Source organism: Vibrio sp. ECSMB14106 (genome assembly GCF_000972265.1).
Lineage (GTDB): Bacteria > Pseudomonadota > Gammaproteobacteria > Enterobacterales > Vibrionaceae > Vibrio > Vibrio kanaloae.
Genome location: NZ_LAUM01000001.1, coordinates 263,756 through 275,700 on the forward strand (window position 1 = coordinate 263,756; position 11,945 = coordinate 275,700).

Consider the following 11,945-nt stretch of genomic DNA (forward strand, 5'->3'; position numbering starts at 1 on the left):
GCAGTACAAAAATAAAGTACATGTTCTCGACATGTACTTTTACTATTAGTTAATGGGTGAGAGTGACAATGTTTAAAATTTTTGCGTTAGCGTTTATCGGTATTGGTATTTATCTTGGCCTTAATTATAGCGATGAAATTGAAAATATTATGGATACGGACGTTTTTGAGCGAGTTCAAGAACAAGCTGAAGACGGAAAAGATGCATTAATAGGTAAAATCAACGAGATTAAAGGTTAAAGATGTCTGAAGAACAGAGAACGGATACTGGCATTCCAAAAGATATTCAAGACGAATTACAAGAACTTCAAGATACACAAGAGTCACTGCTAGAAGAGCAAAAGAAAGGTGGCCTAGCTCGTACCATTGGTTTGGTATCAGTTATTTCTATAGCTTTAGGTGGTTTCAACGATAGCTTTGATGCACTAGAAAAGATGTTTGATTTTGGCCTTTCTCAAATGACGGATATTCCATCGCATAAAAAGTTAGATAAAATATATATTCGATCTTCATCTGAGACTTTGGATCAAACATTTGGTGCTCCGGTATATATTAAACGCTCAAGCAGTGATGATGTGATCAAATATTATCAAGATGATAATTTCATCCTGTCTGCGATCACCAGAGACAATGCCATTGTTGCTTATCTTGTATTTCCAGGCGATGGCTTCGAACCCGAAACATTAGAGCATGCAGGTGGTTCTGAGTTTTTTGCACAGACGTTTAGTTCTATTGAAAGTATCAATGAGATCCGTGCATCGTTTGCAAGAACAGGTAACTACTACATTGAAGAGAATAATGGTGGCGAATTTGGCTACTTGTACTCATCAATCAGTGGTGCGAGTGAGTTTATTTCGCCGATGTCACAAGAGAACAGGAAGTTGCTTTTGGAAGTGGTAGACGCCTTAACAATGGACGAGAACGTTGTAGAAAGCGTTCAGTCTTTGCGTAGCAACGCGAAGCCGAATTTTTACGGGTACAGCACGTTGGGTGTGGGTGCACTAGAAGAAGCTATTTTGTCCAACACAGAATATCGTTTAATTCACAAGAGTTAACCATTAACACATCAGTTCTAGATTTTTACGAAGTTAGAACTTTATTAGAAGTTGGATTATGGCAAGTTTAAAGTTCGAAAGATTTCTAGAGCGGCTTAAGGGTGATAGCAGGATCATTATTCAAGCTCATGATTTTCCTGACCACGATGCGATCTCCTCTGCATACGCACTAGCATACTTATTAAAAAAGAAGGGGTTGCGCCCATTTATTACATTTCATGGTTACATAGATAGAGTGTCACTCAGAAATTTAATAAATTGGTTAGAAATCCCAATTTACGAACCAAAAGATTTAAAATTACAACCAGATGACAAGGTTATTGTTGTTGATGGTTGTATTGGTGAGAGAAATGTTATCGACTTTCCTGGGGTAGAGGTGGGAGTGATCGACCACCATCAAGTGAAAGCGCCTGATTTTGTATGGTATTCCGATATACGATCAAATTATGGCTCAACAGCAACCATTATGGTTGAGTATTACCGCTATTTTTCTCTACAGATGCCACAGAGTATTGCGACAGCGCTATTGGTTGGCTTGAGCTTTGATACCGCAGACTTTACCCGAGGGGTGGGGGCTGCAGATCTAAAAGCACTGCTCTATCTTCGAGCGAAGGCCTGTAATGATATGGTTAATAAGATTTGTCGCAATCAAGTAGAGTTTCACGAATTACAGCTTTTCTATTCAATGCTCGACAGTTTACGTCGTGAAAAAAACGCTGCATTTGCTGTACTTCCTGAAGGCTGCCCTAAAAATATGCTTGGTGTACTAGGTGACTTTCTGCTGAGTGTTGATGAGATCGATATCGTCGTTCTAACTGCTAGAAACAGTGAAAAAACTTTTATTTCTCTTCGTTCCGAATGTTCAAAAAACAATGTCGCGAAGATTGTTCGAAGGGCGCTTAACGATAAAGGCGTTGGCTTTGGTGGCGGTCATCCTCATATGGCTGGTGGTATTATCAACCATCAGTTTCGAAAAAGTGATGAACTAGATTACATCTATGATTTGATTCGACCGAACCTTGTACTTAATGTCTAAGTCCACACGTGAAGATATTTGTAGCTCGATACGTAGCATCAACTCAAAAGGCGATAACGAAAGCTGTCGCTTTTGTCTTATTTATGACAGAGAAACAAACTGAATAGCCGAGCAACATTTCGTCTGAAGTGACTCGGTGCACAAGTTAGTAAGCGCAAACGAGATCTCGATAAATTGGGATATATTTGAATGCCAAACTTATGAGACGCTTGGTTTAGGGTTAATCGAATTACAAGGTAGTTGAATGCATCACTTTAATATCCGTGCGCTTGAATATTTAAATGCGTTATCCAAATATGGATCACTACGTAACGCATCCAAAATGATGAACGTCGACCCAGCGGCGATGAGTAGGATGCTAACGCAACTTGAAGCTCAGGCGGAAATGAAAGTTTGGGAGCGAAATAACCGCCACTCACTGTTAACTGAGGCGGGTAATGAACTATTGAATTATTATCGTTCTGTCGTTCGCGGAGAAGCGGCAGTGTTAGCTCGGCTTACTAAGCTTAAAAACCTCCAAGGGGGTAACGTCAGTATTGCTATTGGTGAAGGCTTTATTACCAACTTGGTGGCTAAACCCATGCAAACCTTCATGACTCGTTATCCCGATATCAACCTTTCTATTGAGATTGCGGGAGCTCTTGATGCCGTCAAAATGCTTGAAGATCAACAGATAGATTTTGCAATCACTTATGCTTCTGCTCCACACCCTAAGTTGCATTCGCATGTCGAGCGTAGCCACCCACTGGAACTTATCGTACCTAAAGGGCACTTCCTTACCAGTAAAGAAGCTCCTATAACACTGCAGGATATTAAAGATGTTTCTGTCGCGCTAATCGATAACTCAACAGGAATGGGAAGGCTGGTAAAACACGCTGAGCAGGTATCTCATCTTACTTTACAACCAAAGCTTCAAACTAACTCGGTAACGGCACTCACTAACTTTGTGTCAGCAGGGTTGGGTGTAACCTTTATGCCAAAGCTTACCGTGATTGATGAAATCAAATCAGGTCAAATTGAAGTGGTCGCGACTGAGCTAGAAATGCTTTCGAAAGCAACCGTTAAGGTTCAATCTTTAAAAGGCCGAGCACTTACGCTTCAAGCCGAAACATTGTTAGGTTTTTTGCTCGAAAATGCAACGTTCTTGAGTCATGATGCCTACAATATTTAGGCATCATAGATTTATGTAACGACTCCTCCCAAGCTTCTAAATACCGCTAATATCACAGTTCCCAACTTCCAAATTCGTTTCTAAATTGAATTGACTTTTTATCAACGGAACCTCTATTGTTAAATCAACGCCTGCCGAATAAGTTACAAATTATTAACGAAAATAATATTTGAATTAAAAACAGTGTTTAGCTGATTGAGCTTTTGCTGGGTAGGTATTAGGGGAAGAGAATGGAAGTAATTGTAATTGGCAGCGGTGTTATAGGATTGACCAGCGCATGGTACTTGGCAAAAGAAGGTCACTCGGTCACAGTTATTGATCGTCAAGATAGCAGTGGTAAGGAAACCAGCTTTGCGAATGCCGGGCAAATTTCTTACGGTTATTCTTCACCATGGGCAGCGCCTGGTATTCCATTGAAAGCGATGAAATGGCTTACCCAAGAACATGCGCCTCTAAAAGTGAAGCCGTCACTTTCTCCAGAGTTAGTTTCTTGGGCGACGAAGATGCTCGCCAACTGTAACGAAGCTAAATATGCACAGAACAAATCGCGTATGTTACGAGTCGCAAATTATAGCCGAGATTGTTTGACTGATCTAAGGACCAGCGAAGATTTGGCTTATGAAGGCCGACAAAAGGGAACCTTACAAGTATTCAGAAGCGAGAAGCAACTGGACGCGATTCAGCAAGACATGAAGCTCCTACATGAAAGTGGTATTGAGCACTCGCTGTTTGGAGTCGAACAGTGCCTTTCAGTGGAACCGGGTTTGGCGGACGTTAAAGATAGGCTCGTTGGTGGTTTGTATTTACCTCATGATGAAACTGGGGATTGCCATCAGTTTTGTTTAGCCTTGACTGAGAAAGCCAAGCAAATCGGAGTTCAGTTCGTGTTTGATACCGAAGTGGTCAAGCTCAATCATCAGAATCAAACCATTGAGAGTATTACAACGACTCAAGGCGAGTTCAAAGCGGATGCTTACGTGGTTGCTTCAGGAAGCTATTCTCGAGAACTATTGAAGCAAGTCGATTTGTCGATTCCTGTTTATCCAGTGAAAGGCTATTCATTAACACTACCGATCGTGAATGCAGATAAGTCACCAACTTCGACTGTTATGGATGAAACCTATAAGGTGGCGATGACTCGCTTTGATGACCGTATTCGTATTGCTGGTACCGCAGAACTTGCTGGGTTTAATTACCTGATTCCAGAAAAACGCAAAGCCACGATTGATATGGTGATAAAAGATCTATTCCCACAAGCAGGGGACTTCTCTAAGGCTGAATACTGGACAGGTTTAAGGCCGATGACGCCAGACGGCACTCCTATCATCGGTAAAACTCCGATTAAGAACCTATTCACCAATACGGGGCACGGGACGTTGGGCTGGACGATGGCATGTGGTTCAGGAAAGCTGTTAGCGAGTGTGGTCAGTGGCTCTGATAGTGACATTAAATCAGATGACTTGAGTATCCATCGCTACATGTAGTTCATCAAAGTACTTAGTTATACGAGTCAGCCCATGTTTATTATTGAGCATGGGCTGATTTTGTTGTGGAGTTTATCGGGTAGTGGTTTCTAGCACATGGGTAAATCTATCCCAGGATTTTTGGTCAGCTTCATTTTGGTAATTATTGGAACCGAACACGGTAAAGGCATGTGGCGCACCACTGTAGGTGATCATTTCATGCGGAACCTTGGTTGTTTCAAGTTGAGCGGCAAGGTTGCCAAAGTCTTGCATTGAAATCATGGCATCAGCTGTGCCGTGGAACACGAAAACTGGAGCCTTAGTCTGCGAGTAGTCTTGGCCTTTTGGTGTTGATAAGCCGCCATGGAAAGTAACGTAAGCCTTCGAAGGAATCCCCGCGCGAGCGGCTTCTAACACAGCGGCCCCGCCAAAGCAGTACCCCATCATCACGTTGTTATCTAAGTTGCCGCCAAGTCTTTTAGCTTCCATGGCTCCTGCATTAAGTAGCGCACGCATTCTCTGTCTGTCTTTGTACAATTCGCCAGTGTGTTGCTTTTTATCTTTCACTTCCGTCGGGCGAATGTCTTTACCAAATAGGTCGATGGCGAACACGTTGTAACCGAGTTCGTTGAGCATCTCAGAGCGTTTCTTTTCGTAATCGGTTAAGCCATCCCAATCGTGTATGAGTAGCACCAAAGGCGCTTGGTCGCTGGCTTCACTCCAATAACCTTCGTAGTCCATACCGTCAACTTGGTAAGTGACGTTTTCTCCAGAAATTGCTGAAAAGGGTAGTAAAATTGAAAACAGGCCGAGTGTAGTGAGTTTTCTCATGCGTTATTCCTTCAGGTGACAATGACGTTCCAATCGAAAGTATAGATAACGCGATGATTCTCGCCAGATTTCTGTTTCTAATTTGAAGTGCAAGAGTAGAGTGAAAGATGGAAGGGAATTGCGTTACACAACCATCACGATGAAGTGTGATGGTTGTTTGGCGGTGTTATCAGAAAACGGAAATTCAATAGCTTGAATTAGAAGTAAAGAGAGCAATTACCAGGAAGCGTTGGTCGTACTTCGGCACATGTCTGGATATTTTCGCTGGTAGCGTGGCAACATCGATTCGTTACCTAAGATGCCACCTTGGTGAATATAAATGATGGTTTTAGTTGGGTTATCTTGTTGCCATTGTTCTAAGCATTGCCACATCAATGGGTCGTAAAGCAGGTCAAACTCGATGTCGGTTTGCTCTTGTAGAGCTAACCAAGTTTGATAATCCTGCTGATATAATTTTCCAAAGTGGTGTTTGGTTTTAAGCGATAAGATCTGTGGATGATCGGACTCACCAAGCTCATTAAATTGTTGCGTTAAATAGTCGCTGCCACCGACACAAGCGCAGGTTAATACAGGGATGTTGTGTAGCTTTAAATGCTTATGAAGATAGAGAGCAGTGCTGCCTGTCCCTGCAGGGAGTGCGACCACAAAATCGTGTTGGTTTTCGAAGCGAGTCCAGCTCAGTATCTCCATCGCCAGCTGTTTAACACCATACTCAGCAAGCTGAGAGCGTCCACCCTCAGGTAATACAATGCAGTGGGAGTCAGGTTGTCTCACTTGCTCAATATACGCTTGTGGATGAAGTTCAGAGCCTGTCTCTTTGACTGAAATCACCTTCGCGCCAAGGTCTACTGCACCACGGTAATTACCTATTGGCCGTTCTAGTAGCCACTGAGGGAGATGATCGACATAAAACTCAAGCGTCCAACCTTTGATCTTTGCCAGTGCCGCGAGTGAGAACAGAGAGTTAGCCTGCGCAGAACCATAGCTGATCAAGGTTGTGGTCTCTGGGTGTTCGTCTTCCAGCAGCTTCATGAACTTGCGGGCTTTGTTGCCGCAAAAGTGTGAGTGAAGCTGATCGTCACGCTTTAAGAAAAAGGTGTGGTCGTTAAATTGATGCTGAGTTACAGGGCTATTATTTAGTTTCATCGCACTTAAACAAAATGCTGACTAAAGAGCCAGCATTTTTAAATCAAATAGGACGGACGAGTATCTAGTAGCCAGAGGCGGCTGTAAACCAACTAAATCAAGTTTTCGTTCGATATTGGCACAGATGAATCGGCTTGAAAGGTGATCTTGGCGGTGCATCCACCACAGCTTCGATTGAACAATTTAAAGTCCCAATCAAAACGCTGACACAAGTCATCGACAATCAATAATCCCAGCCCGTGTCCATTCGGGTTGTATTGCTCCTGCAGGCCTTCGCCTTGGTCTTCAATAACAAGACTGTCTTGGGAAAGGGTGATCGTTACTGTACCGCTATTAGTGGCTGCAATCGCGTTTCTCAGCAAGTTTCCGACCAACATATTCATGAGCGCGCTGGTGGCTTGAACGGTTGGTTCTGATTGAACTTGTAAGGTTATCTCGACTTCCTTCTCGTCAGCCTGCAATGAATTTTTAGCAATGATAGTCTCTAGCTCTTGCTGGCTAAACAAACGTAGCGGTGTATCGTCAATGTCTCTTTCATAACGAACGAGACCAAGCAGGGCATCGACCATTTCTGACATCTGAACAATGGCTTCGTCAATGCGCTCAATTTGGCGAGATTGAAATTCGGTGGTTTCACTTCTTAGCAGTAATTTATTTGCGCCACGAGCGACCGTTAACGGTGTTCTTAATTCGTGACTTGAGTAACGAGCAAACGCCTGTTCACGCTTGAGTAAGGAATTGATTTCTCTTCGATACTGATTGAGTTGGTTAGTGAGCTGACGAAACTCCACCGCGGCGTCGTCATTGACACTAAATTCTTCATTGAGGTTAAGCTTATTCGATTCCAGTTGTTCGGAAATAGAGTTAAAGGGTTCAATTAACCGTTTAGATAACCGATAGAGCAGAGCACCAAAGCTAAAAATTAGAATAGAGAGTAACGTTAGTACAAAGGTGGTCGCATAAACCAGTTCGTAAATATCAAACTCGACGCGGTCGATCTCGGAAAGCAGAACGATTGGGTGGGTTTGACCTTTATCAGAATACTCACCTACATACACCATGCGAGAGTTAGGCTCTTCACCTACTTCGCCAACAAAGCTTTCTTTGCCTTTAATGTACTTGAGGTATTCTGCAGGTATCAATGAAAGATCGTTGTAGGCGATTGTCAGGTCATCAATTCTTAACTCACCGCTTTCGCCTGCTTGGAATAAACCAACCGCATAGTTACGGTCGATCAGGATGCGTCTTTCCCCCACGCGATCTTCTGATAGATAAAGCGCAGACATAAACACTATGTAGGTAAAGACCGATACAATAACCGCCATTAACCCAAAAAAAACCGCTAGGCGGCCGGTTAAGGTTTTGGTGCTTGTGAGAACATTTAAGATCAATTCGACGACTCCAAGCGGAATCCAACTTTAGGCACAGTGATTAACATTTGCGTGTCGAAAGGCTTGTCGAGTTGATTACGCAGCTGATAGATGTGACTGCGTAGCACATCGTTGTTGGGTTCGTTTTCCTGCCATAACTTGTAGGAAATATCTTCACGAGTCACTACCTCAGGTGCTTTTTGGCACAGCATCTCAAGTACGGTGTAAGTGGTTGGGTTAAGTGCGAGCAGTTTGTCTTTACGGTAGGCTTTACGGGTTTTTTGGTCGATCGTGAGCTCATCAAACTGCAATTTAGAATACGCCACTTTTCCGCGGTAACGACGAACCAACGCGTTCATTCTGGCTTCCAAAATATCCAAATCAAAAGGTTTGGTGAGATAGTCATCGGCACCATGCTCAAACCCTTTCAACATGTCATCTCGGCTATCTAACGCGGTCAGCATCAAAATAGGTGTCGCGTTGCCTTGATCTCGCAATTTATTGCAAACCGTGAGACCGTCCATTCTCGGAAGCATCAGATCTAATATGATGATATCAAATGAGTTTTCCAACGCGAGTTGCAGGCCGAGTTCGCCGTTGTCCGCATAATCGAGTTCCATGCCAATACACTCAAAATAATCAAACAAGACACCTGAAATTTCACGGTTATCTTCGACCAATAGAACTCGTTTCATTTTGATTCTCATACACAAATAGACGGTAACATTATCCTGAGTGAGCGTGAAAAATATGTCAATAACATAACTTTCACTTATGGGAGGGTAGATTGGCTCCAGATTAAAAAATAGAAGAACATATTATGTCTGAACTTCATATTAGCCGCCCAGAGATATCCACATCGCAGATTAACCCTGCGGTCTCTTTGTCTATCATTGTGCCTTTTTATGATGAACGAGAGGTGTTGGAAGAGTTCCATTCTCGCCTCACTAAGGTTCTCGATAGTTTACCTATCACGAGTGAGATTGTTTATGTCGACGATGGCAGCAAAGACACCAGCTTGGATTTGGTGAGTTCATTCACTTCAATCAATAGCTCAATTTCTGTTATCGGTTTAAGCCGTAATTTTGGCAAAGAATCAGCGATGAGCGCAGGCCTTGATCACTGTCGTGGACAAGCGGTGATTTTGCTAGACGCTGACTTACAAGATCCACCTGAGCTTATCCCGCAAATGATTGCCAAGTGGCGTGAAGGTTATGACGTCGTCAATATGCAGCGCAGCCAGCGTGATGGTGAAACGTGGTTTAAGAAGTTTTCAGCGGCAAGCTTTTACAAAGTCATGAACGTGGCTGCGAAGATTGATGTTCCTGAGAATGTGGGTGATTTTCGACTGTTGAGCCGAGAGGTTGTCGACCATATCAATCAGCTTCCAGAACGCAACCGCTACATGAAAGGCATTTTTTCATGGCCAGGTTTCCGACAAGCGACGCTCCAATTTAAGCGTGATGCTCGCTTCTGTGGTGAGACCAAGTGGAACTACCTCAAGTTAATCGGTTTGGCGATGGATGGGATTACCTCGTTCTCTATCCGACCTCTGCGTATTGCGACGGCCGTTGGTGGTTTAGTGGCGCTTACTGCTTTTGTGTATGGCGTCTTCATCGTATTCAAAACCATTATGTTTGGTGAGCCTATCACGGGTTACCCGTCAATGATGGTCGTGCAACTTGCCCTTGGAGGTATTCAACTCCTGAGTATTGGTTTAATGGGTGAGTATATAGGTCGTATTTTCATTGAAACCAAGAACCGTCCTTTGTATCTGATCCAATCGGTGGTCGATACCCCTGCATTGAAAACACATTTTAAATTAGAGGAGTCAGCATGAGCCAGAACCGAACGCATCTATGGTATTTGTTGGCTTTTGCATTGGTTCTAAGGCTCTTATCTCTGGCGACATACCCTTTAATGGACACTACGGAAGCGCGCTATGGAGAAATGGCTCGCTTGATGGTAGAAACCGGCAATTGGTTAACACCTCAATTTGATTACGGCATCCCTTTCTGGGGCAAGCCACCGTTGTTCACATGGATGAGCGCAGCGGGGATTGAACTGTTTGGTTTGAGTGAGTTTGCTGTGCGTGCGCCACACTGGCTAGCCGGTTTCGCGACGATTCTGTTGGTTGCGTACATGGCCAAGCGTACCGGACAAAGTGCCTTGGTGGCGGCTGTGGTATTGGCGACATGTGGGATTTTCTCTATTGCGGCGGGTGCTGTGATGACCGACATGGCGTTAACGTTAGCGATGACCATTGCCATGTTAGGTTTCTATCTATGTTGGTTAGGAGGAGAGGGTTCGAAGGGAGAAGTTAATGCGAAGACTAATCGATCTTGGGGCTACGTCGGTTTCATTGGTTTAGCACTAGGCTTGCTTGCAAAAGGGCCAGTAGCGATTGTGATCATGGGTATCGCAGTTTTCCCTTGGTTAGTATTACAACATGGCTTCTTTGGCGCTTTCAAAGTGCTTTGGCAACGCTTTCCATTGTTGTCTGGCTTGGGTTTGATGCTAGCGATTGCTTTGCCTTGGTACATCATGGCTGAAATGGCAACACCGGGCTTTATTGATTATTTTATTGTTGGCGAGCACTTTAAGCGTTTTGTTGTGAGTGGCTGGGAGGGCGATTTATATGGTTCTGCCCATGACCAAGCAAGAGGTATGATCTGGCTGTTTTGGCTTCAAGCGGCTGCGCCGTGGTCGATTGTATTCCCTATATTGGCATTTGCTCGACGTAAGAAAATTGCAGAAATTAATACTGAAAATCGCGGCTTGTTTTCATTTCTTGTCTGTTGGTTGATTTCACCTCTGATTCTTTTCACTATGGCGGGCAATATTCTCCCAGCTTACGTCCTACCAGGTATTCCGGCCCTTGGCTTGTTGGTTGCTATACTCATAATTGAAAAAGATAAGAAGTGGTTTTCGAGTGTGGCTTTGGTGCTACCTGTGCTGTTAATGATTGCGATGGTCTACTTGAATTTAGGTAAAGCGAACGAGAAGAGTGACCGTATTATCTTTGAACAGATCACCGATTCATCGCCAAGTTTTTATGTTGGTAAACGACCGTTCTCTGGGCAGTTTTACAGCCATGGGCAAGCAAAAAAACTGCTTGATATCGAACAACTAGATGGCATTGATAAGTTCTATCTGATTGGTAAAAGGTCTGAAGTGGAAACCAAGATTAAAGAGAACGCATTAACGTGTATTCTAGAGCCAACGGTGAAAATAAAGCGTGCTTTATTCAGCTGTCATAGCTCAAGCATCAAGCCAAATCTATCGTTGAGTCACATTCAAAGTGGCAGCGATGTTCAGCGTTAACTCGGGGTTACGAATGTTCAACAACAAGCTTCAAACGCACAGTCAGAGGTTACGCTCTCACCACAAGGTGGTTCGATTTGCTGTGGTTGGGGTTGGTGGGTTTGTTGTTGATTGCTCTGTGTTTGCGTTGCTGCATTACGTTATTGGACTGCCGTTGATGAGTGCTCGAATTGGCTCTTTCATCGTTGCTGCAACGACAACCTGGTTTGGTAATCGAGTGCTGACCTTTGAGTTCAAAGGTCAGGGGAGTTGGTCCGAAAAGCTGATTCAGTGGCAAAAGTTCATGTTTTCCGCATCGATATCGGCGATTCCTAATTTACTGTGCTTTAAGTTGATGATGGAACTGTTGCCTACATTTGCTGGGGCTGTGTTTATCGCTATGGCGGTTGGTATCTTGGTGGGTATGGTCACCAACTATTTGTTTAGTCAGTATTGGGTCTTCACCCGTTAAGCTCGCTTGTAATCAATTAATCAAGTGAAAATATTGGTAACAGACACAAAAAAGCGCAGCTAAATAGCTGCGCTTTGTATTTTTATGATGACCAAGTAA

General features: G+C 43.6%; 12 protein-coding genes. 8 read left to right on the top strand and 4 right to left on the bottom strand.

Annotated features, from left to right (window positions below):
* Positions 1-68: 68 nt before the first annotated feature.
* From WR49_RS21410 to WR49_RS01125, 5 genes are all read left to right on the top strand, one after another.
* A complete protein-coding gene (locus WR49_RS21410) occupies positions 69-239 on the top strand; it encodes a hypothetical protein (protein WP_186667111.1) in 171 nt (56 codons plus the stop codon).
* A 2-nt stretch (positions 240-241) separates the two neighbouring features.
* Positions 242-1,054 carry an ETEC_3214 domain-containing protein gene (locus WR49_RS01110; protein ID WP_046222774.1) on the top strand — a complete coding sequence of 271 codons (813 nt, stop codon included), beginning with the start codon at positions 242-244 and terminating at the stop codon, positions 1,052-1,054.
* Positions 1,055-1,112: 58 nt separating this feature from the next.
* Entirely contained in the window at positions 1,113-2,090 is a 978-nt protein-coding gene (locus tag WR49_RS01115; RefSeq protein WP_046222775.1) for a DHH family phosphoesterase, read from the top strand.
* A gap of 244 nt (positions 2,091-2,334) precedes the next feature.
* A complete protein-coding gene (locus tag WR49_RS01120; RefSeq protein ID WP_017055078.1) occupies positions 2,335-3,261 on the top strand; it encodes a LysR family transcriptional regulator in 927 nt (308 codons plus the stop codon).
* Positions 3,262-3,491: 230 nt separating this feature from the next.
* Positions 3,492-4,745 (top strand): D-amino acid dehydrogenase, encoded by a 1,254-nt coding sequence (locus tag WR49_RS01125; protein WP_046222776.1) that lies wholly within the window; start codon positions 3,492-3,494, stop codon positions 4,743-4,745.
* A 72-nt stretch (positions 4,746-4,817) separates the two neighbouring features.
* Here the strand turns inward: WR49_RS01125 and WR49_RS01130 are convergent, their stop codons facing one another.
* The 4 genes from WR49_RS01130 to WR49_RS01145 all read right to left on the bottom strand — a co-directional run bounded on the left by WR49_RS01130 (position 4,818) and on the right by WR49_RS01145 (position 8,766).
* Complete coding sequence (locus WR49_RS01130; RefSeq protein ID WP_046222777.1) at positions 4,818-5,555, bottom strand: dienelactone hydrolase family protein; 738 nt, start codon at positions 5,553-5,555, stop codon at positions 4,818-4,820.
* Positions 5,556-5,771: 216 nt separating this feature from the next.
* On the bottom strand, positions 5,772-6,701 hold the full coding sequence (locus WR49_RS01135) for a pyridoxal-phosphate dependent enzyme (RefSeq protein WP_046222778.1): 930 nt from the start codon (positions 6,699-6,701) through the stop codon (positions 5,772-5,774).
* 92 nt (positions 6,702-6,793) lie between these two features.
* Complete coding sequence (locus WR49_RS01140; protein WP_046222779.1) at positions 6,794-8,092, bottom strand: sensor histidine kinase; 1,299 nt, start codon at positions 8,090-8,092, stop codon at positions 6,794-6,796.
* Positions 8,089-8,766, bottom strand: a complete 678-nt coding sequence (locus WR49_RS01145; RefSeq protein ID WP_046222780.1) for a response regulator transcription factor — start codon at positions 8,764-8,766, stop codon at positions 8,089-8,091. Before WR49_RS01145 ends, WR49_RS01140 begins: the two co-directional genes overlap by 4 nt.
* 125 nt (positions 8,767-8,891) lie before the next feature.
* On the opposite strand from WR49_RS01145, the gene WR49_RS01150 reads away from it, so the two are divergent.
* The 3 genes from WR49_RS01150 to WR49_RS01160 are packed head-to-tail and all read left to right on the top strand — an operon-like array spanning position 8,892 to position 11,846.
* Positions 8,892-9,911: a glycosyltransferase family 2 protein gene (locus WR49_RS01150; RefSeq protein ID WP_046222781.1), complete on the top strand. Its 1,020-nt coding sequence runs from the start codon at positions 8,892-8,894 to the stop codon at positions 9,909-9,911.
* Positions 9,908-11,395, top strand: a complete 1,488-nt coding sequence (locus tag WR49_RS01155; RefSeq protein ID WP_046222782.1) for an ArnT family glycosyltransferase — start codon at positions 9,908-9,910, stop codon at positions 11,393-11,395. Before WR49_RS01150 ends, WR49_RS01155 begins: the two co-directional genes overlap by 4 nt.
* Positions 11,382-11,846: a GtrA family protein gene (locus WR49_RS01160; RefSeq protein ID WP_046222783.1), complete on the top strand. Its 465-nt coding sequence runs from the start codon at positions 11,382-11,384 to the stop codon at positions 11,844-11,846. The genes WR49_RS01155 and WR49_RS01160 overlap by 14 nt, the downstream gene beginning before the upstream one ends.
* The last annotated feature ends 99 nt before the right edge of the window (positions 11,847-11,945 follow it).

What these genes read in the sequence shown, in the direction of transcription:
- WR49_RS21410 (WP_186667111.1), top strand. Translation starts at nt 69, where the DNA reads ATGTTTAAAATTTTTGCGTTAGCGTTTATCGGTATTGGTATTTATCTT.
- WR49_RS01135 (WP_046222778.1), bottom strand. Translation starts at nt 6,701, where the DNA reads ATGAAACTAAATAATAGCCCTGTAACTCAGCATCAATTTAACGACCAC.
- WR49_RS01115 (WP_046222775.1), top strand. Translation starts at nt 1,113, where the DNA reads ATGGCAAGTTTAAAGTTCGAAAGATTTCTAGAGCGGCTTAAGGGTGAT.
- WR49_RS01150 (WP_046222781.1), top strand. Translation starts at nt 8,892, where the DNA reads ATGTCTGAACTTCATATTAGCCGCCCAGAGATATCCACATCGCAGATT.
- WR49_RS01145 (WP_046222780.1), bottom strand. Translation starts at nt 8,766, where the DNA reads ATGAAACGAGTTCTATTGGTCGAAGATAACCGTGAAATTTCAGGTGTC.
- WR49_RS01130 (WP_046222777.1), bottom strand. Translation starts at nt 5,555, where the DNA reads ATGAGAAAACTCACTACACTCGGCCTGTTTTCAATTTTACTACCCTTT.
- WR49_RS01120 (WP_017055078.1), top strand. Translation starts at nt 2,335, where the DNA reads ATGCATCACTTTAATATCCGTGCGCTTGAATATTTAAATGCGTTATCC.
- WR49_RS01110 (WP_046222774.1), top strand. Translation starts at nt 242, where the DNA reads ATGTCTGAAGAACAGAGAACGGATACTGGCATTCCAAAAGATATTCAA.
- WR49_RS01125 (WP_046222776.1), top strand. Translation starts at nt 3,492, where the DNA reads ATGGAAGTAATTGTAATTGGCAGCGGTGTTATAGGATTGACCAGCGCA.
- WR49_RS01155 (WP_046222782.1), top strand. Translation starts at nt 9,908, where the DNA reads ATGAGCCAGAACCGAACGCATCTATGGTATTTGTTGGCTTTTGCATTG.
- WR49_RS01160 (WP_046222783.1), top strand. Translation starts at nt 11,382, where the DNA reads ATGTTCAGCGTTAACTCGGGGTTACGAATGTTCAACAACAAGCTTCAA.